This is a genomic window from Peribacillus sp. NPDC058002 (assembly GCF_042886655.1).
In the GTDB taxonomy this organism is placed as follows: domain Bacteria; phylum Bacillota; class Bacilli; order Bacillales; family DSM-1321; genus Peribacillus; species Peribacillus aracenensis.
Map to the genome: position 1 here is coordinate 1 of NZ_JBHVQU010000482.1, position 1,529 is coordinate 1,529.

1 protein-coding gene is annotated in these 1,529 nt (G+C 37.5%); it reads right to left on the reverse strand.

Going from position 1 to position 1,529, the window contains the following annotated elements:
• Positions 1-659: 659 nt before the first annotated feature.
• Positions 660-1,529 (reverse strand): aldo/keto reductase (locus tag ACFVSH_RS26495; RefSeq protein WP_387708790.1); only part of this gene is annotated, 870 nt, incomplete at its 5' end.

Sequence of the window (1,529 nt, forward strand, 5' to 3'; positions counted from 1 at the left end):
TTATTTATTAAAAATTAAAAGATGAAATTTTTGAAATTTTCATTGCAACTGGATTTAATGATCTGGAGGTTCCAAATTTTAAAATGTCGGCCCGCCCTAAAATAATATAAATGGAAAAACGACTGTCACAAGAGTTTTGATGCAAAATACGATTATTATAATTCATCAAAACCACTGTTAGTGAAAGTCAAATAGAAGGTATGGAGCAAGAATTATCTGAAAGTCCAGAAAATGGGACATAAATAGCTTCTATTAAATTCCTTTTAACCTTTTCGTATCCATAATAAAAAGGTATGGAATCTGAAAACAGTACTAGATCAGTTTGTTTTCCCGCAATTTCTATTAATTGACTGCTTTCTTCCGGCATATCATATTGAAAGGAAATGAATTGTACCTCAGGAAACATGGGAAAGTGGATTGATATGGATTCCAAAAAAATCCTTTGAGCCTATTACCCCGATTTTCATGTTGTTTCACCTCGAAAATGAAAAGTATTTTTATTATGGTAGAATCTTATTAGCACTTAAAAAATTCACCAAAAAATCATGGTTTGAAAAGTGAAAGCCCATCTCGTCATTGTTTGCCATTTAAGAATGGGGACCTCTTCACGGAGGTACCCATTAATGAAGGCATGGTTTCTTGTTTAACGGTACAGTTCATTACGGGATATCATGTCCCATCGAGCTGGTTAAAATATTGAACCATTGCTCTTTTTTCATGCTTAGGTTTAGTGAATCGATGGCGCTGTCCAGTCGTTCTTTCTTACCGGATCCAACGATGGGAATGATTTTTGCAGGATGTCTCAATAGCCATGCATACATCACTTCATCTATTCCATTAGCACCGATTTCTTCTTTTACGATTTCTAACGTTTTTCTTAATCGGGCAGCCTTTTCATTCGATTCCTCAAAGATGCTTCCTCCTGCAAGAGGGGACCAAGCCATAGGAGCCACGCCCGCTTGTTGACATAGATTGACGGTTCCGTCCTCGAAGTTTTCAAGATTATATGCGGAAAGTTCCAGTTGATTCGTCACAAGGGGATATTCAAGGTAAGATTGAAGCATATCCCATTGCGGTTTTTTGAAGTTCGATACGCCAAAGTTACGGACCTTTCCTGATTCTTTTAATTGATTAAACGCCTCAGCCGTTTCCGCCGGGTCCATCAGGGGATCCGGACGATGGATAAGCAATAAATCAATATAATCCGTTTTAAGATTCATAAGAGATTGTTCAACAGACTTTATTATATGGGTTTTACTAGTGTCATAATGGTGACTTTTATGAGAAGGACGGTTTTCGGATTTAAGAACTATGCCACATTTCGTAACGATCTCCATTTTATCGCGTAAAGATGGCTTTAATGAAAGTGCTTTCCCAAAAATCTCTTCACACGTATAGCTGCCATATATATCGGCGTGATCATATGTAGTGATGCCCCGATCCGTTCCATGTTCAATAAGAGATAGGATTTCATCTGTAGAAAATCTCCAATCTGCCAACCTCCACATACCGTGAACAATGCGTGAAAG